This is a genomic window from Microbacterium oleivorans (genome assembly GCF_001644225.1).
Taxonomy (GTDB): Bacteria; Actinomycetota; Actinomycetes; order Actinomycetales; family Microbacteriaceae; genus Microbacterium; species Microbacterium gawkjiense.
Window position 1 is genome coordinate 1091998 of the sequence record NZ_LSTV01000001.1, and the last position, 24628, is coordinate 1116625.

Consider the following 24628-nt stretch of genomic DNA (forward strand, 5'->3'; position numbering starts at 1 on the left):
GCGCTCAGCCGTAGAAGAGATTCTCGAAGGCACGACGGGCTCGCCGCGCGGTCCGCAGCCAATCCTCCTCCACCTGCGTGGCGGAGCGCGGTTCGTACTCCAGGAGGCGGCCGATCCCGTCGAGTTTGCCACGGTCGCTCGGCAGCACGTCGCTCGTCTGGCCGGACAGGAGCGTATTCGCCGATCGGAGGCGACTCGCGAGCCACCAGGCGGAGGAGAGTCGCTCGGCTGCGGCATCCGGGATCAATCCGGCGCCCTGCGCCGCCGCGAGTGCCTGTGTCGTGGAAGTCGTGCGAAGACCCTCGACCTGCGCGGCATGCTGCAACTGCAGCAACTGCACGAGCCATTCGACGTCGCTGAGTCCGCCGGGGCCGAGCTTCAGGTGACGCGACCGGTCGGCCCCCTGCGGCAGCCGCTCGTTCTCGACGCGCGCCTTGATGCGTTTGATCTCGCGCAGTCCTTGCGGGTCGGGATCGAGCGGATAACGGACCTCGTCCGCCAACGCCATGAACCGCGCGATCAGCTTGACGCTGCCGGCGACGCCCCTCGCCCGCAGCAGGGCCTGCGCCTCCCACGACAGGGACCAGCGCCGGTAGTACTCGGCGTAGGCGTCGATCGAGCGCGCCATGGGTCCGTTCCGACCCTCGGGCCGCAGCCCCGCGTCGAGGTCGAACGGGGCGCGGTGGTCCTCGGAATGCGTGCGCAGACCCTGCACGATCTTCAGCGCGAGATCGTGGGCGCGCTGAGGCGGCACACCGTTGGGGTCGTAGACGAACATGACGTCGGCATCCGACCCGAAGCCCAACTCGCCGCCGCCGAAGCGCCCCATCGCGATCACCGCGAAATCGAGCGAGTCGTCCTCGGGGGGCACGACCTCCCGCCAGACGGCCCGCAGCGTCGCCTGGATCGTCACCTCGCTGATGGAGGTGAGACCGTCGGCGAGCTCGGCCATCGTCAACTCGCCGAGCAGGCCGCCGAGGGCGAGACGCAGCAGTTCCCGGCGCCGCAACGCACGGACCGACCGCATCGCGTCACCGATCGACTCGTGACGAGCCTGGATGGCGCGAGCCTCCTGCTGCAGGGCGAACCCGGACCTCGGGCGCAGCTGTTCGGACGAATCCAGCCACGCGACCGCCTCGGGGATCCACTCCATGAGGTCGGCGGCGTAGCGGGAGCCGGAGAGCACGTGGGTGAGACGTTCGGCCGCGCCCGAAGAGTCCCGGAGCATGCGGAGAAACCACGGCGTGTCGCCGAGGCGTTCGCTGATGCGGCGGAACGAGACCATCCCGTAGTCGGGGTCGACGCCGTCGGCGAACCACCGGATCATCACCGGCATGAGGTGCCGTTGGATGGTGGCCTTGCGGCTGAGGCCGCTCGTCAGTGCGCCGATGTGGCGGAGTGTGCCGGCGGGATCGCGGAAGCCGATGGCCGCGAGACGATCGTGCGCCTGCGTGGACGACAGCGCCCCCTGCTCCTCGGCCGGGAGGGCCGCCACGGCCGACAGCAGCGGGCGATAGAACAGACGGATGTGGATCTCGCGTACCTGCTGCTTGATCCGCTCCCAGACCGCACCGATGCCCGCCGCGTCGGCGGCGAGGCCCGTGGCCCGCGCCAGGACGCGCAGCTCGTCGTCCGTGGTCGGCATGAGGTGCGTGCGCTGCAGGCGGCGCAGCTGCAGTCGGTGCTCTATGACCCGGAGGGTGCGGTAGTGCTGGCCGAAGGCCGCGGCATCCGTCCGTCCGATGTACCCCTCCCCGACGAGCGCGACGAGGGCCCCGAGCGTGCTCTGCTGCCGGATCCCCTCGTCGGCGAGACCGTGGACCAGTTGCAGCAGCTGAACCGTGAACTCGATGTCGCGGATGCCGCCCGGCCCGAGCTTCAACTGCCGCGCGACCTCGTCGGCGGGGATGTGATCCGTCACGCGTTCGCGCATCCGCTGCACGCTGTCGACGAAGTTCTCGCGCGCGCTGCTCGTCCACACCTGCGGCTGCACGGCCGCGCAGTACTCCTCCCCCAGCGCCAGGTCGCCCGCGAGCGGGCGCGCCTTGAGGAGGGCCTGGAACTCCCAGCTCTTCGCCCACCGGGCGTAGTAGGAAAGGTGCGAATCGAGAGTCCGCACGAGCGCACCCTGCTTGCCCTCCGGGCGCAGGTTGGCGTCGACCTCCCACAGGGGCGGTTCGATCTCGACGTCCGAGATGCCGCGCATCGTGAGGGTGGCCAGACGGGTCGCGATGTCGATCGCGCGCCCCTCCGCCAGGTCGGCGCCGTCGACGACACCCGCGACGAAGATCACGTCGACGTCGCTCACGTAGTTCAGTTCGCGGGCCCCGGTCTTGCCCATCCCGATGACGGCCAGCCGCGTCGCCGCCACCTGCTCGCGCGGGAACATCGCGACCGCTGCGCGCGTCCGCGCCGCGCACAGCGAGGCGTCGAGGGCGGCGCCGGCGGCGTCGGCGAGGGCGGCCGCGACCTCGGGCAGGACGTCGGTCGCGTCGTCCGCGGCGAGATCGTACGCCGCGATGAGGGCGACGATCCGCCGGTAGCGGACGCGCAGGGCGACCCACGCGGATTCATCGGATGCCGACGCGAAACCGTCGGCATCCGCTCCGATCGCCTCGAGCAGACCCTCCCGCATCGCCTGCGGCGAGGGGAGCATGCGACCGGCCCCGACGAGGTGGGTGAGCTCCTCGGGGTGGCGGAGGAAGAAGTCCGCGAACCCCGACGAGGCACCGAGCAGCGACCACAGCACCGCGCCCGCGTCGTCCATGGCGGTGCGCAGGGCGGCGGCATCGCGTCGGCCGATCCGCACGCACGCCTGCACCGCGCCGTCGGGATCCGCCGCTCGCTGGGCGCTCTCGACGAGGTGGCCGCGGTCGATCCCGGTGAGGGAGCTCAGCTCGTCGAGGGCGTCGGAGGATGCCTCGAGGTCGGAGAAGCCCGCACGGGCCAGGTCGGTGAGTGCTGCGCGTCGCTCGGTGGAGGCCATCGCCTCAGAGCATCTCGAGGTTCTTCTGCAGCTCGAACGGGGTGACCTGCGACCGGTACTCCTGCCACTCGCGGCGCTTGTTCAGCAGCACGTAGTTGAACACCTGCTCGCCGAGGGTCTCGGCGACGAGCTCGGACTCCTCCATGTACTCCAGGGCGTGGTCGAGGCTCGAGGGAAGCGGACCGTAGCCGAGGGCCCGGCGCTCGGCATCTGTCAACGACCACACGTTGTCCTCGGCCTCGGGCGGGAGCTCGTACTCCTCCTCGATGCCCTTGAGGCCGGCGGCGAGCATGAGTGCGTACGCGAGGTAGGGGTTGGCGGCGGAGTCCAGCGCGCGGTACTCGACGCGCGTCGACTGGCCCTTGTTGGGCTTGTACATCGGCACCCGCACCAGCGCGGAGCGGTTGTTGTGGCCCCAGCAGATGAAGCTCGGGGCCTCGTCCCCGCCCCAGAGGCGCTTGTAGGAGTTTACGAACTGGTTCGTGACGGCCGAGATCTCGTTCGCGTGGCGCAGGAGGCCGGCGATGAACTGGCGGCCGGTCTTGGAGAGCTGGTACTGCGCGCCCTCCTCGTAGAACGCGTTCATGTCGCCCTCGAACAGGGACATGTGCGTGTGCATGCCGCTGCCCGGCTTGCCGCTGAGGGGCTTCGGCATGAAGGTCGCGTAGACGCCCTGCTCGATCGCCACCTCCTTCACGACCGTGCGGAACGTCATGATGTTGTCGGCCGTCGCCAGCGCGTCGGCGTACCGGAGGTCGATCTCGTTCTGACCCGGGCCGCCCTCGTGGTGGCTGAACTCGACGGAGATGCCGAGGTCCTCGAGCATCCGCACGGAGCGGCGGCGGAAGTCGTGCGCCGTGCCGCCGGGGACGTTGTCGAAGTAGCCCGCCGAGTCGACCGGCTCGGGTCCCTCGGGACCGAAGGACGACGACTTGAGCAGGTAGAACTCGATCTCGGGGTGCGTGTAGAACGTGAAGCCGGCGTCCCCCGCCTTGGCGAGGGCGCGCTTGAGCACGTTGCGCGGATCGGCGACCGCGGGCTGCCCGTCGGGGGTCGTGATGTCGCAGAACATGCGCGCCGTCGGGTCGATCTCGCCGCGCCAGGGCAGGGTCTGGAACGTGGAGGGGTCCGGGTGGGCCAGCAGGTCGGACTCGTAGGAACGGGTCAGACCCTCGATCGCGGACCCGTCGAAGCCGAGTCCCTCCGCGAAGGCGCCCTCCACCTCGGCGGGAGCGATCGCGACCGACTTGAGGGTTCCGGTCACATCGGTGAACCACAACCGGATGAACTTGACCCCCCGTTCCTCGATCGTCCTCAGAACGAAGTCACGCTGCTTGTCCATCGCATCCTTCCCGGTGCCGAGCCGACTGCAAGACTATCGGTCCGCCACGGCGCCGCACTCACGCGACGCGGGCGCGCCTCAGTCGTCTTCGGCCGCGTCCTCCGCCGCCCACGCGCGGGAGCGTTCGCGCATGATCTCGGGAGCGCGCGCCGCCTCTTCGGCGGTGTCGAACGGGCCGGCCCGATCGGCCGACGGCACCTCGAACCCCTGCTGCACCTCGCCCGTCTTCAGGTTGTACCAGTACTTGTCGGCGTCGCTCATGGGGTCCTCCTCGGCCTCGTCTGCTTCATCCTACGAAGGCGGCGCCCGGCATCCTACTATTCACATCGCGCGGTCGCAGTAGGCTCGGAGGCATGACTGGGACCGCCACCACCGCCGTCGGCATCGACATCGGAGGGACGGGCATCAAGGGTGCCCTCGTCGACCTCTCGCAAGGAACGCTCCTCACCGACCGGATCAAGGTCCCGACGCCCAAGGGCGCCGAACCCGACGACGTGCTCACGGCCGTGCGCGAGGTGCTCGAGAAGCTCGAGGTGACCGACGCCGACGTCCCCCTGGGCGTCGCGTTCCCGGCGATCGTGAAGAACGGCCGCACCCTGTCCGCCGCGAACGTCGCCGACACGTGGATCGACTTCGAGGCCGAGGCGTTCTTCGAGAAGGGACTCGGCCGCCAGATCCACTTCGCCAACGACGCGGACGTCGCCGGCGTCGCCGAGATGCGCTACGGCGCCGCGAAGGACCGCAACGGCCTCGTCCTGCTGACGACCCTCGGCACCGGCATCGGCACCGCGATGATCTACAAGGGCGTCCTGGTGCCGAACACCGAGCTCGGGCACCTGCACCGCCCCGGTCACAAGAAGGACTTCGAGCACTTCGCCGCCTACTCGGCGATGGAGCGCGAGGAACTCGAATGGGATGCCTGGGCCGGCCGTCTGCAGCAGTACTACAGCCACCTCGAGTTCCTGTTCACGCCCGACCTGTTCGTCGTCGGCGGCGGCGTCTCGAAGCACGCCGACAAGTTCCTGCCGCTGCTCGATCTGAAGACGGAGATCGTCCCCGCCGTGCACCGCAACAACGCGGGCATCATCGGCGCGGCAGCGCTCGCTCTCGCGGGCGAGCGTGAGGACGTGCCGGCCGAGCAGGGCGGCGACCTGGCTGACACCACCGCGCGCTGACGCGTCGTCCGGGGGGCGAATGGGCCGGCCTGTACGCCGGGTTCTGTCCGGGGGTCCTCGCGGACCCCGTGGACGGTCATCTCTCTCGGCGACACGTTGCCGTGCCGCTCCAGCGGTCTACCCGGGGACTCAGCGGGCCGCGTCGGCATCCCCTGTCTGACCTTGCTCCGGGCGAGGTTTACCGTGCGGGTCGTGTCACCACGACCCCGGTGGTCTCTTACACCACCCTTTCACCCTTACCCCGGTCGGAACCGGGGCGGTCTGCTCTCTGTGGCACTGTCTCGCGGATCACTCCGGGTGGGTGTTACCCACCGCCCTGCCCTGTGGAGCCCGGACGTTCCTCGGTGCGCTCTCGCGCCACGCGACCGTCCAGCCGACCCATTCGCGGGGTCGAGTCTATCCGGCCGGCCGGTCACTCCTTCGCGGCGTCGACCCGCACCTGCAGGTCGAGGCGGAAGTCCAACGGGATGTCGCCGAAGAGCAGGCGCGTGGCCGCGTCGGCCGCGAGCGACACCGCCTCGGCCGCGAGCGCCGCGTGCGCGGCGGGCGTGTGGACGATGACCTCGTCGTGCAGGAAGAAGGCCAGGTGCGCCTGCCGTGCGTGGATCGGACCCGACCGCGGCGCGGCATCCGCCTCGTCGACGAGCGGCAGCGCCGCGAGGCGCGCACGCAGGTCGCCCAGCCACGCGAGGGCCCATTCCGCCGCCGTCCCCTGCACGACGAAGTTGCGCGTGAAGCGCCCACGGTCACGGGCGGCGCGGCGGGCACGGGTCCGGTCCGCCTCAGTCGCATCGGGATCGCCCGCGCTCCTCTGCAGAGCCCGCCACCCCGGCGACGGCGGTGGACTGGAGCGCCCGAGCCACGTCGAGACGACACCGCCTTCCTCGCCGACGCGAGCAGCGTCGTCGACGAGCCCCATCGCGCGCGGGTAGGCACGGCGCAACGCCGGCACGAGTCGTCCGCTGTCCCCCGTCGTCGCGCCGTACATCGCGCCGAGCAACGCGAACTTCGCCTCGGACCGGGTGCTCACGACGCCGCGCGAGACGATGCCCTCGTAGAGGTCCGTGTCCCTCGCACTGTCGGCCAAGGCGGCATCCCGCGACATCGCGGCGAGCACCCGCGGTTCGAGCTGCGCCACGTCGGCAACCACGAGCGACCATCCGGGGTCGGCCCGCACCGCGGGGCGCAGCTGACGCGGCATCTGCAGCGCACCTCCGCCGGACGACGCCCACCGTCCCGTGACCACGCCGCCCGGCACGTACACCGGGCGAAACCGGCCGTCGGGTGCCCACTCGTCGCGCCAGGCCCACCCGTTCGCGGTGAACAGCCGCATGAGGCGCTTGTACTCGAGCAGTGGCGCGATCACCGGATGGTCGTACTCGCGCAGCTCCCACTTGCTGGTCGACGCCGCCGCGACCCCCACGCGGTGCAGCGCGCGCAGGAGCTTCGGCTGCGAGTCGATGCTGACACCGGGGTCGCCGAGGAGCGCACGGACCTCGGCGCCGAGCGCCTCGATGCGCGCCGGCAGACGCCCGGCGGGTTCCCGGGACCCCAGCATCCCGGTCAGGATCCCGTCGTGCACCTCCGCGTCCCAGGGAACGCCCGCCGCGTGCATCTCGGTCGCGACGAGGGCACCCACCGACTCCGCGGCCACCAGCAGGCGCAGCCCCGCCGCGCTCGCGGCGATCACCTCGCGCTGTCGTCCGAACTCCGCCAGGGCCGAGTCCAGGTCGTGGGGCACCTCGCGCGTGCCCGGATCGATGTCGAAGAGCGCGCTCGGTCCGTCATCGACGACGGATGCCGCGGCATCCCACTCCCTCGCGGAGCGCAGGCGGTCCGCTGCCACCGCACGGGCGCTGTCGCGCAGGATCGCGTGCGCGAGGCGCAGGTCGTGACACCGCGCGACGCGGACGCCTCCCGCGAGGAGGGCCGGGTACCACGCGGTCGTGTCGCTCCACACCCAGCGGGTGGTGCCCTCCGTGCGCCGCACCCGCTCGGCGAAGTCGCGCCTGTCGAGGTGGGTCGTGTCGCCGCGTGATCCGTCGGCGGCGACGGGGACGAGGGCGACACCGTCGCCGATGGCCCCCACCACGATCCAGGGGACGGCGTCCCCGGCGGAGGCGCCCGGGACGGTCAGAGCCCGGAGTCCTCGCCGCGGACGAGGATGCAGCCGCACTCGGGACACGTGACGACGTCGTCCTCGGCCGCCGCGCGGACGGTGTTCAGGTCGGTCCCCGACAGCACCATGCGGCACCCGCCGCAGGTGCGGTGCTGCAGGAGACCGGCGCCGACGCCCCGGGCCGCGAGGCGGTCGTACATCGCGACCAGGTCGGCCGGCAGGCTCGCCGCGATCGCGGCGCGGTCACGCGTGGCGGCCTCGTGGCGGGCGGTCGCGTCGGCCACGACCTCCTTGGCCTCGGCGCTCAGGCGGGCACCCTCCTCGTTGACCGAGGCGATGAGCGCCTCCTGGGCGGCGACCGCAGCCTCCGCCTCCTCGAGGCGCTCCATGACCTCGAGCTCGGCGTCCTCGAGGTCGGACTTGCGCTTGGCGAGCGAGGCGATCTCGTGCTCGAGCCCCTGCGCGTCCTTCGCGCTCGACGTCGACGCGAGCCGCTCGTTGTCGCGGGCGGTCCGGGCGTCGACGACGGCGACGTCGGACTGGATGCGGGCGAGCTCCGCCTTCGCGTCGTCACGGGCTCCGAGTCGACGGGTGAGCTCGGCCGAGTGCGTCGCGCGCTCGGCGAGCAGCTCCTTCACGCGGGCGGCCTGCGCGGGGTTGCGGCGAGCGTGCTCCGCCTGCTGCGCGGCGAGGTCCGCGTCGGCGAGATCGAGGAGGCGGCGCTGGTCGGCGAAGCTGGCTTTCACGCCCTCCAACCTACCCTCGGCCGACGGGCCGCCGGGGCGTCGGCTACGAGCGGGATGCCGCGACGCACTAGCATGACGTGCCGGAATCGCGCGGGAGGAGATCAGCATGAGCATGCTGCGCACCAAGACGGTCGAACAGTCGATCGCCGACACCGAGGAGCCGGAGTTCCGGCTCAAGAAGTCGCTGTCCGCGCTCGATCTCACCGTCTTCGGCGTCGGTGTCGTCATCGGCGCCGGCATCTTCACCCTGACCGGGCGCGCCGCGCACGAGGTCGCCGGGCCCGCGATCGTCATCAGCTTCGTCGTCGCGGCCATCGCGTGCGGGCTGGCCGCCATGTGCTACGCCGAGTTCGCCTCGACCGTCCCGGTGTCGGGATCCGCGTACACCTTCTCCTACGCCTCCCTCGGCGAGCTCTTCGCCTGGATCATCGGGTGGGACCTCATCCTCGAGATGTTCCTCGGAGCGAGCGTCGTGGCGCAGGGGTGGAGCGCCTACCTCGGGTCGCTGATGGAACAGCTCGGCGCACCGATCCCCGCGGCCATCGGCTACGGCGGGACCGTCGACGTGATGGCCGTGCTGCTCGTCGTCGTTCTGGGCGTGCTCATCACCCTCGGCATCCGGGAATCCCTGCGCGTCAACCTCGTCCTCGTCGCGGTCAAGCTCTTCATCGTCCTCTTCGTGATCATCGCCGGTCTCCTGTTCGTGAACCCCGCGAACTACTCCCCCTTCATCCCGGATGCCGCGCCGCGCGAGACGGCGTCGGGGCTCACGCAGCCCCTCCTGCAGTTCTTCTCCGGCATCGAGCCGACCGCCTTCGGCGTGGGCGGGATCTTCGCCGGCGCCGCGCTCGTCTTCTTCGCCTACATCGGGTTCGACGTCGTCGCCACGACGGCCGAGGAGACCAAGCGCCCGCAGCGCGACCTCCCGATCGGCATCATCGCCTCGCTCGTCATCTGCACGATCCTGTACGGGGCCGTCGCCCTCGTCGTCACCGGCATGGTGCCGTACCAGGACCTCGACCCGGCCGCCGCGCTCGCGAACGCCTTCGCCTTCCACGGCCAGACCTGGATGGCCACCGTTATCTCCGCCGGCGCCGTCGCCGGGCTCACGACGGTCGTCCTGACGCTCATGATCGGCGCGACCCGCATCATCTTCGCGATGTCGCGCGACGCGCTCCTGCCCCGCGGACTCGCGAAGGTGCACCCCCGCTTCCGGACCCCGTGGGTGATCTCGATCATCGTGACGGCCATCGTCGCCGTGGTCGCCGGGCTCACCCCGGTCGGCGTGCTGGAGGAGATGGTCAACATCGGCACGCTGTCGGCGTTCGTCCTCGTCTCCGTCGGGGTCATCGTGCTGCGACGCCGTCGCCCCGACCTGCCGCGCGGGTTCCGCGTGCCGCTGAACCCGTGGCTGCCCGCCCTGTCGGCCGTCGTCTGCATCTACCTGATGCTGAACCTCACGGTCGAGACCTGGCTGCGCTTCCTCATCTGGCTCGCGCTCGGCTTCGTCATCTACTTCGCGTACTCGCGCCGGCACTCGCGGCTGGCGAAGGGCGGCGACCTCTACACCGCACCCACCGCGCGGTGACGGCGCACCGGGCCTGCGGCTCCCGCCCGTAGACTCGGTCCGTCAGGGCCTTTAGCTCAGCTGGTAGAGCGCCACGTTTACACCGTGGATGTCGTCGGTTCGATCCCGGCAGGGCCCACTCCCGGCATCCGCCCTCCGCTGTCTCATCTCGCCGTCTCGAACGGCGAACGCCGCCGGGCGCAATGGGTAGGCTGAGGACAAGCGAGTTGTGCGCGGCGAACAAGCGCGCCCTCGCTCGAACCCTCCTTCCTGGCACGATCTGCCAGGCGACGAAAGGCCTCTTGTGACTGTCAACGATCAGGATCCGTACTCGCAGGGCCCGCAGGACAGCGACCCGGAAGAGACGTCGGAGTGGCAGGAATCCCTGCGCCAGCTCGTCGACGCCCGGGGCGCCGGCCGCGGCCGCGAGATCATGCTGAGCCTGCTGCAGAGCTCGCGCGAACTGCACCTGAATGTCCCGCAGGTCCCCACCACGGACTACATCAACACGATCCCGGCAGACAGCGAGCCCGAGTTCCCCGGTGACGAAGAGATCGAGCGTCGCTACCGCCGCTGGATTCGCTGGAACGCCGCGCTGACGGTGCACCGCGCCCAGCGTCCCGGCATCGGCGTCGGCGGCCACATCTCGACCTACGCCTCGTCGGCGGCCCTCTACGAAGTCGGTTTCAACCACTTCTTCCGCGGCCCAGACCACGAGAGCGGGGGCGACCAGGTCTTCTTCCAGGGCCACGCCTCCCCCGGCATGTACGCCCGCTCCTTCCTCGAGGGCGGTCTCACGAGCCAGCAGCTCGACGGCTTCCGCCAGGAGGCATCCGCTGCCCCCCACGGTCTGCCGTCGTACCCGCACCCGCGCCTCATGCCCGACTACTGGCAGTTCCCGACCGTGTCGATGGGTCTCGGCCCGATCAACGCCATCTACCAGGCGATGACGAACAAGTACCTCACCAACCGCGGGATCAAGGACCTCTCCGACTCGCACGTCTGGGCCTTCCTCGGCGACGGCGAGATGGACGAGGTCGAGAGCCGCGGTCAGCTGCAGGTCGCGGCGAACGAGGGCCTCGACAACCTCACCTTCGTCGTCAACTGCAACCTGCAGCGGCTCGACGGCCCGGTGCGCGGCAACGGCAAGATCGTGCAGGAGCTCGAGAGCTTCTTCCGCGGCGCCGGCTGGAACGTCATCAAGGTCGTCTGGGGCCGCGAGTGGGACGACCTGCTCTCCCGCGACACCGACGGCGCGCTGCTGAACCTCATGAACAGCACCCCCGACGGTGACTTCCAGACGTACAAGGCCGAGAACGGCGCGTACGTCCGCGAGCACTTCTTCGGCCGCGACGAGCGCGCCGCCGCCCTCGTCAAGGACTACTCCGACGAACAGATCTGGAACCTCAAGCGCGGCGGGCACGACTACCGCAAGGTCTTCGCGGCGTACAAGGCCGCCGTCGAGCACAAGGGCCAGCCCACCGTCATCCTCGCCAAGACGGTCAAGGGATACGGCCTCGGTCCGCACTTCGAGGGGCGCAACGCGACGCACCAGATGAAGAAGATGACCCTCGACGACCTCAAGCTCTTCCGCGACCAGATGCACATCCCGCTGACGGACGCGCAGCTGGAGGAGAACCCGTACGAGCCGCCGTACTACCACCCGGGTGAGGGCGACGAGACCATCGAGTACATGGTCGAGCGTCGTCGCGCACTGGGCGGGACGCTCCCGCAGCGTCGCAGCACGCACACCGCGATCAGCCTCCCCGACGACAGCGTCTACGCGCTGCCGAAGAAGGGCTCGGGCACGCAGGAGGTCGCCACCACGATGGCGTTCGTCCGCCTGCTCAAGGACCTGCTGCGGACGAAGGACTTCGGCCACCGCATCGTGCCGATCATCCCCGACGAGGCGCGCACGTTCGGTATGGACGCCTACTTCCCGACCGCGAAGATCTACAACCCGAACGGGCAGAACTACACGTCCGTCGACCGCGAGCTGCTCCTGGCCTACAAGGAGAGCCCGCAGGGTCAGATCATGCACGTCGGCATCAACGAGGCCGGCGCCCTCGCCGCCTTCACGGGTGTCGGCACCTCCTACGCGACGCACGGCGAACCGCTCATCCCGGTCTACGTCTTCTACTCGATGTTCGGCTTCCAGCGCACGGGCGACGCCCAGTGGGCGGCGGGCGACCAGATGGCGCGCGGCTTCATCATCGGCGCCACCGCCGGACGGACCACCCTGACCGGTGAGGGCCTCCAGCACGCCGACGGCCACTCGCACCTGCTCGCCTCGACCAACCCGGCGACGGTCTCCTACGACCCGGCCTACGGCTACGAGATCGCGCACATCGTGCAGTCGGGACTCGAGCGCATGTACGGCGGGGAGCACGAGGACCCGAACGTCATGTACTACATCACGGTCTACAACGAGCCGATCGTCCAGCCGAAGGAGCCGGAGGATGTCGACGTCGACGGCATCATCCGCGGCATCCACCGCGTCGCGACCGGGTCGGGTGAGGGCCACCGTGCCCAGATCCTCGCCTCGGGCGTGGGTCTGCCGTGGGCGCTCGAGGCGCAGGAGCTGCTGCAGAAGGACTGGGGCGTGAGCGCCGACGTCTGGTCGGTCACCAGCTGGACCGAACTGCGTCGTGACGGTCTGGCGGCGGACGAGCACAACTTCCTGCACCCGACCGAAGAGCCCAAGACGGCCTACGTCACCGAGAAGCTGCGCGACTCCGAAGGTCCGATCGTCGCCGTCAGCGACTTCATGCACGCCGTGCAGGACCAGATCCGCCAGTGGATCCCCCGCCGGTACGCGACGCTCGGCGCCGACGGCTTCGGCTTCTCCGACACGCGCGCCGCGGCCCGTCGCCAGTTCAAGATCGACGGCCCGTCGATCGTCGTGCGCACGTTGCAGGCCCTGGCCGAGGACGGCGTCGTCGACCGCGGCCTGTCGGCTCAGGCGATCGAGAAGTACCGTCTGCACGACGTCAACGCCGGCACCTCCGGCAACGCGGGCGGCGAAGCCTGACCCGCGCGATGACCGAACGGCCGACCGCCCAGGAGAAGGCGGAGACACTGGCGTGGCTCCGTCGCATCTCGGGTGATCTCGCGACCACCACTCTGCGCAGGCTCGAAGAGTCCCTGCCGTGGTACGCCGAGATGCCCCCCGGGCGGCGGTCGGCCGTCGGTCTCGTCGCCCAGTCGGGCATCTCGTCGTTCGTCGACTGGTACGACGACCCGAACTCGACGCCCTGGATCGCGGCCGACGTCTTCGCGTCGGCGCCGCGCGAGTTGCTCCGGAGCATCAGCCTCACCCAGACGCTCCAGCTCATCAAGGTGACGGTCGAGACGACCGAGGAGCGGGTCGCCGGACGGGGCAACGGACTGCGCGAGAGCATCCTGCTGTACTCGCGCGAAGTCGCCTTCGCCGCTGCGGACGTCTACGCCCGCGCGGCCGAGGCGCGCGGACTGTGGGACGCCCGCCTCGAAGCCCTCGTCGTCGACTCGATCCTGACGGGCGAGGCCGACGAGGAGCTGCCGAGCCGCATCGCGGCGCTGGGCTGGCACGGTCACGGCGAGGTCGCCGTCCTGGTGGGGACGACACCGCCTCAACTGGACGTCGACCAGGTGCGTCGGACGGCCCGCAAGCTCGGCGTCGACGTCCTCATCGGAGTGCAGGGTTCGCGCCTCGTGCTCGTCATCGGGCGGGCCGACCAGACGGGCCGGGAGGATGCCGAGGAGCTCCCGTTCACCGAGATCGCGACGCGTCTCGAGCCGGGGTTCGGGAGCGGTCATCTCGTGCTGGGCCCGACGGCGCCCGCCCTGTTGGATGCCGGCATCAGCGCGCGTGCCGCCCTCGCCGGCTTCGCGGTGGCGAAGTCCTGGCGTCACGCGCCGCGGCCGGTTGACGCCGACGACCTGCTGCCCGAACGCGCCCTCGCCGGTGACCCCCTCGCGAAGGCCACCCTCATCGACAAGATCTACCGACCGCTGCAGGCGCACTCGACGGACCTCGTGACGACCCTCTGGAGCTACCTCGACAATGGTCGCTCGCTCGAAGCGACGGCCCGCGAGCTCTTCGTCCACCCCAACACGGTGCGGTACCGCCTGAAGCGGGTGTCGGACGTGATCGGTTGGGATGCCACCGGTCCCCGCGAGGCGCTCATCCTCCAGACGGCGCTGATCCTCGGCTCGATCGGCGCCGAGGTGACCCGCCGGCGCCCGACGCGCCGCGGCTGATCCTGTACGACACAGACAAACGATCCGCACTTTGTTGTGCGCCGACCGACAGCACGTCCGACTCGAACTTGCAAGGATGGAAACCGTGATCATCGCCGTCTTCCCGGGCCAGGGTTCGCAGACCCCCGGGTTCCTCACCCCGTGGCTCGACACCGAAGGCACCCGCGAGCTGCTCGAGCAGTACTCCGCGTTCGCCGAGGTCGACCTCGTCGCCGCCGGAACCGAGTGGGATGCCGACCGCATCCGCGACACCAAGGTCGCCCAGCCCCTCATCGTCGCCGCGAGCCTGCTCTCCTGGCGCGCGCTCGTCGCTGCCGGTCACCGGCCGGACGGTGTCGCCGGACACTCCGTGGGCGAGATCGCGGCGCTCGTCGCCGCCGGCGTCCTCACCGAGGAGGACGGTATGCGCCTCGTGGGCATCCGCGGCCGCGCGATGGCCGGGGCCGCCGCGCTCGAGGAGACCGGCATGAGCGCCGTCGTCGGAGGAGACGAGGCCACGGTGCTCGGCCGCCTCGAGGAGCTCGACCTCACCCCCGCCAACTACAACGGCGGCGGTCAGATCGTCGCCGCCGGCGCGCTGCCCGCCCTCGCGGAACTAGCCGCCGAAGCGCCGCGCGGCAGCCGCGTCATCCCGCTGCAGGTCGCCGGTGCCTTCCACACGCGGTACATGGCGCCGGCCGTCGAGACGCTGCGGTCGGCTGCGGCCGACGTCTCGGCATCCGATCCCTCCCTCACGCTGTGGAGCAACCGCGACGGCGGCACCGTCACCGACGGCCGCGCCGCGCTGGATCTGCTCGTCGCGCAGGTCGCGAACCCCGTCCGCTGGGATCTGTGCATGGCTTCGTTCGCCGACAACGGCGTCACCGGGATCATCGAGCTCGCACCGGCGGGCACGCTCGTCGGACTCGCCAAGCGCGGGCTGCGCGGCGTACCGTCTGTTGCGGTGAAGACGCCCGAGGACCTCGCCGCCGCGAACGCCCTCCTGACCGGAGAGAACGCATGACCCCCCAGCTGATCCAGCCGACCGGCGCCGCCCACACCCGCATCTACTCCTACGGTGCGGCGCGCGGTCAGAACGCCGTCCCCAACGAGGACCTGATCGAACCGATCGACTCCAGCGACGAGTGGATCCGTCAGCGCACCGGCATCATCACCCGTGTGAGGGCGGATGCCGACACCTCGGCGATCGATCTCGCCGCTGACGCCGCCGCCGAAGCGATCGAACGCTCCGGCATCCCGGCCGACAGGATCGACGCCGTCATCGTCGCGACGATCTCGAACCCGAAGCAGACGCCGTCGGTCTCGGCGATCGTCGCCGACCGCGTGGGCGCGAACCCGGCGGCCGCCTACGACCTCAACGCCGCCTGCGCCGGGTTCGCCTACGGGGTCGCCCAGGCCGATGCCCTCATCCGCGCCGGCGCCGCCCACTACGCGCTCGTCATCGGTACCGAGAAGCTCAGCGACGTCGTGGACCCCACCGACCGCTCCATCTCGTTCCTCCTGGGCGACGGCGCGGGCGCGGTCGTCGTCGGACCGAGTGAGACTCCGGGCATCGGTCCGACCATCTGGGGCTCGGACGGCTCGAAGGCGGATGCCGTGGGCATGAACCACACGCTGACGGAGTTCCGCGACGGCCTCGCCCCCTGGCCCACCCTCCGCCAGGAGGGGCCGACGGTGTTCCGCTGGGCCGTGTGGGAGATGGTCAAGGTCGCACGGCAGGCCATCGAAGCCGCCGGGATCACCCCCGACGACCTGGCCGCCTTCGTGCCGCACCAGGCCAACATGCGCATCATCGACGAGTTCGCCAAGCAGCTGAAGCTGCCCGAGTCCGTCGTGATCGGTCGAGACATCGAGACGACGGGCAACACCTCCGCGGCATCCATCCCGCTGGCGACGCACCGTCTGCTCGAAGAGCACCCCGAACTCAGCGGCGGCCTCGCCCTGCAGATCGGATTCGGAGCCGGACTCGTGTTCGGCGCCCAGGTCGTCGTCCTCCCGTGACGACGGCACTCCCCCACCTAAACTGACTACCGGCCCGGCTGGGCCCGATTCCCACAGAAGGAGAAATCCCATGGCATTCACCAACGACGAGGTCCTCGCCGGCCTGGCCGAGCTCATCACCGACGAGACCGGAATCTCGTCCGACGAGGTCGCCCTCGAGAAGTCGTTCACCGACGACCTCGACATCGACTCGATCTCGATGATGACGATCGTCGTCAACGCCGAGGAGAAGTTCGGCGTCACCATCCCCGACGACGAGGTCAAGAACCTCAAGACCGTCGGCGACGCCGTCACCTACATCTCGTCCAACCAGGCCTGATCCGCGCGTCCGGTGGGGGTTCGCCCCCACCGGAGCAGCACGAGGGAACCATGAGCAACAAGCGAATCTTCGTCACCGGCATCGGTGCGACCTCCCCCATCGGCGGAACCGCCGGCGAGAGCTGGGACGCCCTCCTCGCCGGAGAGTCCGGCGCGCGCACCCTCGAGCACGAGTGGGTCGAGCAGTACCAGCTGCCCGTCACGTTCGCCGCCGAGGCGAAGGTGCGCCCCGAGACGGTGCTGGAACGCCCCGTCGCCAAGCGGCTCGACCCGTCGTCGCAGCTCGCGATGGTCGCCGCCAAGGAGGCCTGGGAGGACGCGGGTTCGCCCGAGGTCGACCCTGAGCGCCTCGGCGTCGAGTTCGCCACGGGCATCGGCGGCGTGTGGACGCTCCTCGATGCCTGGGACACCCTGCGCGAGAAGGGGCCGCGTCGCGTCATGCCGATGACGGTACCCATGCTCATGCCCAACGCGGCGGCGGGCAACCTGTCGCTGCACTTCGGTGCCCGCGCCTACGCCCGCACCTTCGCGAGCGCCTGCGCGTCGAGCACCGAGTCGATCGTCAACGCCCTCGAGCACATGCGCGCGGGCCTCGCCGACGTCGTGATCGCCGGCGGTACCGAATCGGCGATCCACCCCATCACGATCGCGTCGTTCGCCTCGATGCAGGCGCTCTCGCGACGCAACGACTCCCCCGAGACGGCATCCCGTCCCGGCAGCATCGACCGCGACGGCTTCGTCATGGGCGAGGGGGCGGCCGTACTGATCCTCGAGACCGAGGAGCACGCGAAGGCGCGCGGCGCCAAGATCTACGCCGAGCTCGTCGGCGGCGGCGTGACGGCGGATTCGTACCACATCACCGCCAACGACCCCGAGGGCACCGGCGCCGCGCGCGCCGTCCGTCTCGCTCTGGAGATGGCGGATGCCGCGCCGGACGACGTGACCCACGTCAACGCGCACGCGACCTCCACCCCGGTCGGCGACCCGAACGAATACGTCGCACTGAAGTCCGTCTTCGGCGACCGTGTCGAGGAGATGCCGGTCTCGGCTACGAAGGCCTCCACGGGCCACCTGCTGGGCGGTACGGGCGCCCTCGAGGCGATGTTCACGGTGCTCGCCCTGCGCGACCGTGTCGCTCCCCCGACGATCAACATCACCGAGCCGGACCCGGCCGTGCCGTTCCGCCTGTCCGGCGACGCGGTGCCGCTCGGCGACGGTGACCAGCTGGCCATCAGCAACTCGTTCGGCTTCGGCGGTCACAACGCCGTCGTCGCGTTCCGCTCGGTCTGATCCGACACACGACAGACGCCCCCGGGAAGCCACCGGGGGCGTCTGTCGTTCTATCCAGGCGGGGCCGAGGCCGCCCCGGTCTCCGGGAAGCCGTCCGAAGCCGGTCGAGGCTCTCCTGCCCCGCCTGAAGACCTGTCCGATCGTGGAGTGTCCGCTCGGGACGGGTCGTCTCAGCCGACCTTGTGCAGCCAGACGACCGGTGCGTCGTCGCTGGCGTGACGGAACGGCTCGAGTTCGTCGTCCCAGGCGACGCCGAGCGCGACGTCGAGCTCTCGCTGGAGTTCGGTGATGTCGCCGGCCGCGATCTCCATGGCGTACCGAAGGCGGTCCTCGCCGATGACGACGTTGCCAGCCGAGTCCGTCTGGGCATAGTGGATGCCGAGGCTCGGCGTGTGCAGCCACCGGCCGCCGTCGCTGCGCGGCGTCGGGTCCTCGCTCACCTCGTAACGCAGGTGCTCCCACCCGCGCATGGCGGTCGCGAGGGCGGCGCCGGTGCCGGCGGGTCCCTCCCAGTAGAACTCCGCGCGTCGGCTGCCGTCGAGGACGGGCTGGTCCGCCCACTCGAAGTTGACGGCGTGCCCGAGGGCACGCCCGGCCGCCCACTCGAGGTGGGGGCACAGCGCGCGTGGCGCGGAGTGGATGAAGATCACTCCGCGCGCCTGAGGTGTGGCCATCGATCTCTCCGTTTCGTTCAGGTACGTCTTCCCCTACGACCTGATGGAGAGTGCTGGCCGGATATCCGGTTGTGCCGCCATTATCGCCTACGTCGACGTCGAATCACAACCGTGTAACACTCACGGCTCCGGTCATCCGTCAACCCCGTAGGACGCTGCCCTGTGCAGAGGCACAGTGGCCGCACGACGGAAGGAAGATCATGAGCGAGAACACCCCTCACCACCGCGACGCCGACGACGCCCACGCCGACGACGCGCCGCCGACCGACGCCGCGAGCGACGAGGTCAAGGCCGACGCGGCCCGAGCCGGCGACGAGGTGTCGGACGACGGCCTGTCGGACGACGAGGACGACCCCTTCCCCCAGGGACCGTCGATCACGCATCCCTGATGGGGCGAGGATCCGCGGTCGTCGGCCGCGCACTCGCCCTCGTGTTCCTCGGCGTGCAACGGGTGCGGCATCCACGCCCGATCCATCCCCGCGGATTGCCGTTGACCGGCTCGGTGCACTGGATGCCTCGGAACACCCGCTCCGGCATCCGTTGGATCGACGACCCCGCCGCCGGGGAACGCCAGCCGCTCGAGGGGCGCCTCTCGCGCTCGATCGGACTCCCGGCGCCGCTGCCCGACGTCATCGGGCTCGCGCTGCGCGTGCAGACGCCCGAGGGACCGGCCGACATCGAGTTCGCCTCGACCGGGTCCGGCGTGCCGCTCAGATTCACCCTCCTGCTGCGCTTGCGACCGTCGCCGAGCGTGTACGGCACACTCGTGCCGTACGAAAGCGATCAGATCAGGGCCGCGTGATGGTGCGTGCGCGCTCGCTCGGGCCGCGTCTACCCGCGCGGATGTCCGAGCTGCACCGCACGCTGCGTCGGACGGCGTGGTGGGTGGAGCTCTCGCATGCGACACCCACGGGGCCGTGGCATCCGTTCGCCCTGGTCGACCTTCGGACAGCCGACAATCCGGACGCGATGAGGGCGGATGCCGGTCGTCGCCTCATCCCCGGCGCACGGATGCCCGCGTGGTTTCAGGCGCTGCGTCAGCCGTCCTACGACGCGGTGCAACGCGGTGATCGGTAGGGCGGGTGGGACTTGAACCCACGATCGTCGGGTTATGAGCCCGCTGCCTTGACCAGCTTGGCCACCGCCCCCTGTGAGGACGAGCCTATCGTTTCGGTCGTTCCTCGTCCTTGACGGGCGGATCCGGCCAGACCTTCGCGACGGTCTCCGTGATCCGGATCGATCCCGTCGTGGGCTTCTTGCCGTCGGTGAACTCGGTGCTGCCGCGGGAGATCGGGATCTCCTGGCTGTCGCTGATCACCTGCGGGTGGTACCGAGCGAGCTGGAAGACGCCGACGATCGCCAGAGCGCCCGCCACGGTGAATCCGATGTACGCCCAGAACGGCGCACCGCTCGCCTCGTCGAGGACGGCGAGCCCGATGACGATCGCGACGATCGGGTCGATCACCGTGAGCCCGGCGATGACGAGATCCGGGGGGCCCGACGAGTACGCCGTCTGGACGAAGTAGGCACCCATCGCCGTTCCGGCGAGCAGCGCGACGATGCACAGGACCGTCAGCCACTCGAAGTCGCCGTTGGCGATGCGGTTGATGACGACCTTCGCGAGGGTCGCGACGAAGCCGTAGACGATGCCGGCCGCGACGATGTAGAAAAGGGCCCGCATCCGCTTGCGGAGGGTCACCCACAGGACGCCCAGCACGACGACGACGCCGAGGAGGATCCAGAGGACCGTCAGCAGCTGCGGGTCGCTGATCGGGCGCTCGGTCGCGTACAGCGCGGCGACCGTCACGAAGATGAAGATGCCGCCGACGCACAGGGCGATCGAGGTGATCGAGCGTCGCGTCGGCTTGTGACCGCTGACCCTTGCGTTGAGCAGCGTGGTGATGACGAGAGAGATCGCACCGATCGGCTGTACGAGGATCAGCGGCGCGAAGGACAGTGCCGCGAGCTGGCAGAGGATCGCGAGGCCCAGCATGACGGTCCCGAGGACCCACGACGGTCGACGCAGCAGCCGCAGCAGCTGACCGCCGGTCAGGCCGGAGACGCCCGCCTGCGCGGTGAGCTGCTCGACCTTCTGCACGCCGCGGTGCTGGTACTGCGCCCCGAACGACATGAACACCGCGCCGATGATCGCGAGCGGGATGCCGATGAGGATCGCCGGGTTCCCGAAGACGCCGACGAGTTCGTCGGTGAGGTCGTCGATCGGCGTCCCGGGGAGAATCACGCCTCGACGATACCGGGCGCGAGCCTCGTTAGGCTTCTGACGTGGCCGTACTTCCGATTCGCATCATGGGCGATCCCGTCCTCCATTCCGTCGCCGCTCCCGTCGACGAGGTGACCGACGACATCCGCACGCTCGTCGCCGACATGTTCGAGACGATGGACACGGCACCGGGTGTCGGCCTCGCCGCCCCCCAGGTCGGTGTCGGGCTCCGCATCTACACGTACTCGTATCAGGACGACGACGGGCAGCCGTGGCGGGGCGTCCTGATCAATCCGGAACTCTGGATGACGCCTCCCGAGCCCGGCTCCCCCGACCCCGACGACGAGTCCGAGGGGTGCCTGTCCTTCCCGGGCGAACGGTTCCCCCTGCGCCGGGCCGACGCGGTCCTGGTGACGGGCACGGACCTCGACGGGGCACCGGTCGAGATCCGGGTCGAGGGCTGGCGCGCACGCATCATGCAGCACGAGTTCGACCACCTCAACGGCATCCTCTACATCGACCGCCTGTCGGATTCCGACTGGAAGACCACCCAGAAGATCGCCCGCAAGCGCGGCTGGGGCAAGCCCGGACAGAGCTGGATGCCGGGCGTCGACGACCTCGACGCCTGACCGGCCGTCCCGCCATGGAGCCGTGGGAGCTGCACGGGTGGTTCGGCGACTTCGTCGACACCTGCAACCGGCACGATCTGGCGGCGATCCGGGATCTTGTCGATCCGAGTGTCCGGCGCGCCCACCTGCCCGCCGGAGCGGATGCCTGGATCGATGACCTGGCCGATCTGTTCCACGGCTTCCCGGACTGGCGGTGGAAGACGATCCAGGTGGTCGCCGAGGACGATCGGATCGCCGCGCACCTGCGCGCCGGCGGAACTCACACCGGGGTGTGGCGCGGCATCCCGCCGACGCGCCGACACGTGAACGTCGCCGAGTTCCTGTTCCTGCGCATCACGGCAGGACGCGTGGTCGCCGTGACCGGATCGGGCGACGAGGCCATGCAGGCCCAACTCACCGACTGACACCGATGTCCGCCGCTCTGCGTACGATCGCGGAGTCGGCCGGAGAGAGGGATGCCGGTTGGGTGCGAACAGGCGGTACGCGGCGAGCGTCGATGCGCGGATGGACGACCGCATCCTGCAGCGGGTGGCGTCGCGCGGCATCCTGCAGTCCCTCACGAAAGAGGAGCTGGATCTGGACCGCAGGCCCGTGACGACCGATCCGCGCCCCGCCCGGGTGCAGGCGTGGGTGCGCTTCGGCACCGAGCCGGTGCTCGTCGATGCGGATCTGTGCATGTGGACCGACCGGGCCGCGGCGATCCGATTCCGGGTGGGCGATCAGGAGCGCCGGTGCTGGGTGTGGTCGGGCGCTGTGCTCCGCGACGAGTGAGGTCAGGCCCGGCGTGATCGCCGCGCTCCCCATCGTCAGGTCGCGACGGCGACGCCCGGCACCTCGGCGAGGGAGGTGTACACCGGGAGGCCGCGCTCCCGCGCGATCGCCACGTCCTGGTCTGCGCCTCGGGACTCGCCCGGAAGGCGCAGCACGGCGTCGCAGTGCTGCAGCAGTCGCTCGGCCGTCGGGTACATGACCTGCGCGGCCAGGGGATCGTGCGGACCCTCGGCGCCGGCGCTGCGCAGAATGGGCAGCGCCACCCACTCCCCGATCATCGGGATGTGGCCCGCTCGGAAGATCGGCCAGGCGGCCTGCTCGAGGCGCTCGAGATTGCGCCGCATGAGGTCGGGGTCCCCGTTCGTACCCGAGGCGTACGGGCCGGCGATGAGGATCAGGAGGGGGCGAGGTGCGTCGGAGGGAGTCATGCTGATAGAATAAGCACAAACATGCACAAACGTGAAGGATCGCGAATGCTCGCCGCCACCCGCAAGCAGTTGCTACTCGACCGACTCCGCTCGGACGGCCGCATCGTCGCGAAGGAGCTCGCCGCGGAACTGGGGCTCTCCGAGGACAGCATCCGCCGCGATCTCCGCGAACTGGATGCCGCCGGCCTGGCCGTCCGGGTGTACGGCGGCGCCCTTCCCGCATCCCCCGCCGTCGCGGACTACGGGGTGCGCGAAACCGTCGCGACCGACAGCAAGACTCGCGTCGCGCGGCGCGCGGCCCAGCTGATCGAACCGGGCAGCACCGTCATCCTCGACGGTGGAACGACTGCGCTCGCGGCCGTGCGCGCCCTCGACCTCGGACGCGAGTGCACGATCATCACGCACAGCCCCACCGTGGCGGCCGCGCTGCTGCACCACGCGGCCGAGGTCATCATCCTCGGGGGCCGCCTGTTCAAGCACTCGGCGGTCGCCTCGGGCGCCGCCGCCGTGGAGGCGGCGATGACCGTTTCCGCGGACCGGTTCCTGCTCGGCGTCACGGGTGTCCACGAGGACGCCGGTCTCACCACCGGCGACGCCGACGAGGCCGCGATGAAGCGCACGCTCGCGAGTCGTGCGGCGGAGACGTTCGTCCTCGGCAGTGCGGAGAAGATCGGGGCCGCGTCGCGGTATCGGGTTTTGACGTGGGATGCGGTCGACGGGGTGATCGTCGACGCGGAGGATGCTGCCGGCGCCACGACGCTGTCCGCTCTCGAACGGCGCGGGGTCAGCGTCCTGCGCTGAGGGTCAGCGCTCGTGCGAGGGCGCCCGCCTGCGAAACCGGGCTTCGCGCGACGCGACGTGGACGCCGAGCCCGGTGATGCCCGCGACGAGCGCGCCGAAGAGGGCGAAGAAGGCGACGTCGTGCCCGGCGCCGTACTGGAAAGCGGCCCAGACCAGCAGGATCACGGAGGCGGCGAGGACGATCACGCCCGCGCGTTCGCCCCAGCTCCACGCCTTCCAGTCTCCGACGACGGTGTTCATGGCTCCAGGATGGGGCCGCTGCGGGCCTCGCGCAAGCAAACATCTCGGAAGAGCGGATGCCGCGCCCGGCATCCGTCACCGGGAAAGCGGAAACCCCCGGCGGGACCGGGGGTTTCGTTCAATGGCTCCCCGGCTTGGACTCGAACCAAGAACCTATCGGTTAACAGCCGATTGCTCTGCCAATTGAGCTACCGAGGATCAGTCACCCGCGACCGGGCAACCACACAATCGTAGCAAAGCCCGAGGGGTGCTCGTGACATCAGCCGCCGATTCGTGTCGCTTCGTCGGGGGTCCAGAGCACGTCGTCCAGGGTGGGGCCGACACCGATCGGGTGGCCGGCGCGCAGGACGAGGACCTGGGCCTCGAGGTCGGCCACGAGCTCGCGCTCGTTCGTGACGACGAGCAGAGCCATCCCGTCGTCGACACGTCGCCGGAGAGCGTCGAGGACGGCGGGCCGGACGTCGACATCGAGGTTCGCATAGGGCTCGTCCGCGATGAGGACCGTGGGATCGAGCACGAGGCTGCGCGCGATCGCGACGCGTTGACGCATGCCGGAGCTCAGCTCGTAGGGGTACTTCTCCGACGCCCCGATGGGGAGCTGCAACTCGTCGAGCAGCGAGGCGACCCGCAGCGCGAGGGCGCGCTCGTTGACCTTGCGATCGCGGGCGGTGATCGGTTCCGCGACGATCTCCGAGATGGTGAGCCGCGCCGGAAGATCCGAGTTCGCGCCTTGACGCAGGTGCCCAGTGCGATAGGTCAGGACCCGCCGAGCGCGACCCCGTGCACGAAGGGAGATGCCGGCGACCTCCCCGACCCCGCCGACGATGCGCAGGTCGCGGTGGTCCGCCCCCGCGAGACAGGAGGCGAGACTCGACTTGCCGGAACCCGTCGCGCCCATCACCGCGACGACCTCGCCCGGCGCGACCCGCAGAGACACCCCGTCGATGACACGCGTATCTGCGGAGACACGAGCGATCGACAGGTCGGAGCAGTAGATGGCGGCATCCGGTTCGGTCACTCGAGGCATGCGTTCCATCCTCATGCGTCGGCGACGCGGGCGCCAGTCCGGGGCGGTGCG

At 70.2% G+C, this 24628-nt stretch carries 25 protein-coding genes, 3 tRNA genes and 1 other RNA gene; 16 read left to right on the plus strand and 13 right to left on the minus strand.

The window, feature by feature from the left end; all coding sequences use genetic code 11:
• Positions 1 to 4 precede the first annotated feature (4 nt).
• From AYL44_RS05225 to AYL44_RS05235, 3 genes are all read right to left on the minus strand, one after another.
• Entirely contained in the window at positions 5 to 2986 is a 2982-nt protein-coding gene (locus AYL44_RS05225; protein WP_064002147.1) for a bifunctional [glutamine synthetase] adenylyltransferase/[glutamine synthetase]-adenylyl-L-tyrosine phosphorylase, read from the minus strand.
• 4 nt (positions 2987 to 2990) lie between these two features.
• Positions 2991 to 4328 carry a type I glutamate--ammonia ligase gene (gene glnA, locus AYL44_RS05230; protein WP_064002148.1) on the minus strand — a complete coding sequence of 446 codons (1338 nt, stop codon included), beginning with the start codon at positions 4326 to 4328 and terminating at the stop codon, positions 2991 to 2993.
• A 78-nt stretch (positions 4329 to 4406) separates the two neighbouring features.
• On the minus strand, positions 4407 to 4589 hold the full coding sequence (locus AYL44_RS05235; protein ID WP_064002149.1) for a hypothetical protein: 183 nt from the start codon (positions 4587 to 4589) through the stop codon (positions 4407 to 4409).
• A gap of 92 nt (positions 4590 to 4681) precedes the next feature.
• Here AYL44_RS05235 and ppgK point away from each other — a divergent pair, with 92 nt between their 5' ends.
• Positions 4682 to 5503 (plus strand): polyphosphate--glucose phosphotransferase, encoded by an 822-nt coding sequence (ppgK, locus tag AYL44_RS05240; protein ID WP_064002150.1) that lies wholly within the window; start codon positions 4682 to 4684, stop codon positions 5501 to 5503.
• 16 nt (positions 5504 to 5519) lie between these two features.
• Here ppgK and rnpB read toward each other — a convergent pair.
• The 3 genes from rnpB to AYL44_RS05255 all read right to left on the minus strand — a co-directional run bounded on the left by rnpB (position 5520) and on the right by AYL44_RS05255 (position 8368).
• An RNA gene (gene rnpB, locus AYL44_RS05245) (RNase P RNA component class A) lies at positions 5520 to 5884 on the minus strand.
• Between the two features lie 31 nt (positions 5885 to 5915).
• Positions 5916 to 7640: a bifunctional 3'-5' exonuclease/DNA polymerase gene (locus AYL44_RS05250; RefSeq protein ID WP_419865915.1), complete on the minus strand. Its 1725-nt coding sequence runs from the start codon at positions 7638 to 7640 to the stop codon at positions 5916 to 5918.
• Positions 7637 to 8368 (minus strand): zinc ribbon domain-containing protein, encoded by a 732-nt coding sequence (locus AYL44_RS05255; protein ID WP_064002152.1) that lies wholly within the window; start codon positions 8366 to 8368, stop codon positions 7637 to 7639. The genes AYL44_RS05250 and AYL44_RS05255 overlap by 4 nt, the downstream gene beginning before the upstream one ends.
• A 106-nt stretch (positions 8369 to 8474) precedes the next feature.
• On the opposite strand from AYL44_RS05255, the gene AYL44_RS05260 reads away from it, so the two are divergent.
• From AYL44_RS05260 to AYL44_RS05295, 8 genes are all read left to right on the plus strand, one after another.
• On the plus strand, positions 8475 to 9956 hold the full coding sequence (locus AYL44_RS05260) for an amino acid permease (protein WP_064002153.1): 1482 nt from the start codon (positions 8475 to 8477) through the stop codon (positions 9954 to 9956).
• A 45-nt stretch (positions 9957 to 10001) separates the two neighbouring features.
• A tRNA-Val gene (locus AYL44_RS05265) sits at positions 10002 to 10074 on the plus strand.
• Between the two features lie 165 nt (positions 10075 to 10239).
• A complete protein-coding gene (gene aceE, locus AYL44_RS05270) occupies positions 10240 to 12966 on the plus strand; it encodes a pyruvate dehydrogenase (acetyl-transferring), homodimeric type (RefSeq protein ID WP_064002154.1) in 2727 nt (908 codons plus the stop codon).
• Between the two features lie 8 nt (positions 12967 to 12974).
• Positions 12975 to 14177, plus strand: coding sequence for a PucR family transcriptional regulator (locus AYL44_RS05275; RefSeq protein WP_064002155.1), 1203 nt, complete (start codon positions 12975 to 12977; stop codon positions 14175 to 14177).
• Between the two features lie 85 nt (positions 14178 to 14262).
• On the plus strand, positions 14263 to 15180 hold the full coding sequence (locus tag AYL44_RS05280) for an ACP S-malonyltransferase (protein WP_064002156.1): 918 nt from the start codon (positions 14263 to 14265) through the stop codon (positions 15178 to 15180).
• On the plus strand, positions 15177 to 16178 hold the full coding sequence (locus AYL44_RS05285) for a beta-ketoacyl-ACP synthase III (protein WP_064002157.1): 1002 nt from the start codon (positions 15177 to 15179) through the stop codon (positions 16176 to 16178). Before AYL44_RS05280 ends, AYL44_RS05285 begins: the two co-directional genes overlap by 4 nt.
• 70 nt (positions 16179 to 16248) lie before the next feature.
• The gene (locus AYL44_RS05290) at positions 16249 to 16497 is read left to right on the plus strand and encodes an acyl carrier protein (protein WP_036308817.1); all 249 of its coding nucleotides are present in this window, start codon (positions 16249 to 16251) and stop codon (positions 16495 to 16497) included.
• 50 nt (positions 16498 to 16547) lie between these two features.
• Positions 16548 to 17786 carry a beta-ketoacyl-[acyl-carrier-protein] synthase family protein gene (locus tag AYL44_RS05295; protein ID WP_064002158.1) on the plus strand — a complete coding sequence of 413 codons (1239 nt, stop codon included), beginning with the start codon at positions 16548 to 16550 and terminating at the stop codon, positions 17784 to 17786.
• Positions 17787 to 17956: 170 nt separating this feature from the next.
• Here the strand turns inward: AYL44_RS05295 and AYL44_RS05300 are convergent, their stop codons facing one another.
• Positions 17957 to 18460 carry a DUF3145 domain-containing protein gene (locus tag AYL44_RS05300; protein ID WP_064002159.1) on the minus strand — a complete coding sequence of 168 codons (504 nt, stop codon included), beginning with the start codon at positions 18458 to 18460 and terminating at the stop codon, positions 17957 to 17959.
• Between the two features lie 200 nt (positions 18461 to 18660).
• Here AYL44_RS05300 and AYL44_RS05305 point away from each other — a divergent pair, with 200 nt between their 5' ends.
• The 3 genes from AYL44_RS05305 to AYL44_RS05315 are packed head-to-tail and all read left to right on the plus strand — an operon-like array spanning position 18661 to position 19537.
• The gene (locus AYL44_RS05305; RefSeq protein ID WP_064002160.1) at positions 18661 to 18849 is read left to right on the plus strand and encodes a hypothetical protein; all 189 of its coding nucleotides are present in this window, start codon (positions 18661 to 18663) and stop codon (positions 18847 to 18849) included.
• Positions 18849 to 19262 carry a hypothetical protein gene (locus tag AYL44_RS05310; protein WP_064002161.1) on the plus strand — a complete coding sequence of 138 codons (414 nt, stop codon included), beginning with the start codon at positions 18849 to 18851 and terminating at the stop codon, positions 19260 to 19262. The genes AYL44_RS05305 and AYL44_RS05310 overlap by 1 nt, the downstream gene beginning before the upstream one ends.
• 41 nt (positions 19263 to 19303) lie before the next feature.
• Complete coding sequence (locus tag AYL44_RS05315) at positions 19304 to 19537, plus strand: hypothetical protein (RefSeq protein ID WP_157532569.1); 234 nt, start codon at positions 19304 to 19306, stop codon at positions 19535 to 19537.
• Here AYL44_RS05315 and AYL44_RS05320 read toward each other — a convergent pair.
• Both AYL44_RS05320 and AYL44_RS05325 read right to left on the minus strand, forming a co-directional pair.
• Positions 19535 to 19608: transfer RNA gene (locus AYL44_RS05320), tRNA-Ile, on the minus strand. The genes AYL44_RS05315 and AYL44_RS05320 overlap by 3 nt on opposite strands.
• A gap of 14 nt (positions 19609 to 19622) precedes the next feature.
• The gene (locus AYL44_RS05325) at positions 19623 to 20702 is read right to left on the minus strand and encodes a DMT family transporter (RefSeq protein ID WP_064002163.1); all 1080 of its coding nucleotides are present in this window, start codon (positions 20700 to 20702) and stop codon (positions 19623 to 19625) included.
• Positions 20703 to 20743: 41 nt separating this feature from the next.
• On the opposite strand from AYL44_RS05325, the gene def reads away from it, so the two are divergent.
• The 3 genes from def (at position 20744) to AYL44_RS05340 (ending at position 22081) form a co-directional block, all read left to right on the plus strand.
• Positions 20744 to 21310, plus strand: a complete 567-nt coding sequence (gene def, locus AYL44_RS05330; protein WP_082886097.1) for a peptide deformylase — start codon at positions 20744 to 20746, stop codon at positions 21308 to 21310.
• Positions 21311 to 21324: 14 nt separating this feature from the next.
• The gene (locus AYL44_RS05335) at positions 21325 to 21714 is read left to right on the plus strand and encodes an ester cyclase (protein WP_064002165.1); all 390 of its coding nucleotides are present in this window, start codon (positions 21325 to 21327) and stop codon (positions 21712 to 21714) included.
• A gap of 100 nt (positions 21715 to 21814) precedes the next feature.
• Positions 21815 to 22081, plus strand: a complete 267-nt coding sequence (locus AYL44_RS05340) for a hypothetical protein (protein WP_082886098.1) — start codon at positions 21815 to 21817, stop codon at positions 22079 to 22081.
• Between the two features lie 35 nt (positions 22082 to 22116).
• Here AYL44_RS05340 and AYL44_RS05345 read toward each other — a convergent pair whose 3' ends face one another.
• The gene (locus AYL44_RS05345) at positions 22117 to 22509 is read right to left on the minus strand and encodes a DUF4406 domain-containing protein (protein WP_197471584.1); all 393 of its coding nucleotides are present in this window, start codon (positions 22507 to 22509) and stop codon (positions 22117 to 22119) included.
• A gap of 45 nt (positions 22510 to 22554) precedes the next feature.
• Here AYL44_RS05345 and AYL44_RS05350 point away from each other — a divergent pair, with 45 nt between their 5' ends.
• Complete coding sequence (locus AYL44_RS05350) at positions 22555 to 23310, plus strand: DeoR/GlpR family DNA-binding transcription regulator (RefSeq protein WP_064002167.1); 756 nt, start codon at positions 22555 to 22557, stop codon at positions 23308 to 23310.
• 3 nt (positions 23311 to 23313) lie between these two features.
• Here AYL44_RS05350 and AYL44_RS05355 read toward each other — a convergent pair whose 3' ends face one another.
• The 3 genes from AYL44_RS05355 to AYL44_RS05365 all read right to left on the minus strand — a co-directional run bounded on the left by AYL44_RS05355 (position 23314) and on the right by AYL44_RS05365 (position 24577).
• Positions 23314 to 23550, minus strand: a complete 237-nt coding sequence (locus tag AYL44_RS05355) for a hypothetical protein (RefSeq protein WP_064002168.1) — start codon at positions 23548 to 23550, stop codon at positions 23314 to 23316.
• A 122-nt stretch (positions 23551 to 23672) separates the two neighbouring features.
• Positions 23673 to 23748: transfer RNA gene (locus AYL44_RS05360), tRNA-Asn, on the minus strand.
• Between the two features lie 61 nt (positions 23749 to 23809).
• Complete coding sequence (locus AYL44_RS05365) at positions 23810 to 24577, minus strand: ATP-binding cassette domain-containing protein (protein WP_197471585.1); 768 nt, start codon at positions 24575 to 24577, stop codon at positions 23810 to 23812.
• Between the last annotated feature and the right edge of the window lie 51 nt (positions 24578 to 24628).